1 protein-coding gene is annotated in these 421 nt (G+C 49.6%); it reads left to right on the top strand.

Translation table 11 applies throughout. The annotated features are described in order from the left end of the window. Nucleotides 1-421 (top strand): transposase (locus FH871_RS32420; RefSeq protein ID WP_138995354.1); only part of this gene is annotated, 421 nt, incomplete at both ends.

Below are 421 nucleotides of genomic sequence, written 5' to 3' on the forward strand. Positions count from 1 at the left end.
AGCGGTTCAGGAGATGCGCGTCAAGTACCGGTGGGAAGCGCTGGATGCCGAAAATGCAGCCCTTGAACAAGCCAAAGCTACTCAGAACGCGTATGAGCTGGAGGTGCTTTCCAATGGCGATACGCTCAAACAATTGTTAGCTCGCAGCCGCTATGTGCTCTACAAAAAACCAAGTGATTGGACTGACAGTCAACGGGAACGGGCTACGCTGCTCTTTGATCGCTACCCTGATCTGAAAAAAGCCTATGATCTGAGTCAAGCCCTGAGCCACATTTTTGAGAATACGACTGATAAACTCTACGGGTTAGCACGGTTGGCAAAGTGGCATGAAAAAGTCCGGCAGTGCGGTTTCAAGGCCTTTAACACGGTGGCCCGATCCATTCAAAATCACTATGACACCATCCTGAACTACTTTGACAAC

Origin of the sequence: Larkinella sp. C7, from assembly GCF_006149005.1 — a bacterium.
In the GTDB taxonomy this organism is placed as follows: Bacteria; Bacteroidota; Bacteroidia; order Cytophagales; family Spirosomataceae; genus Larkinella.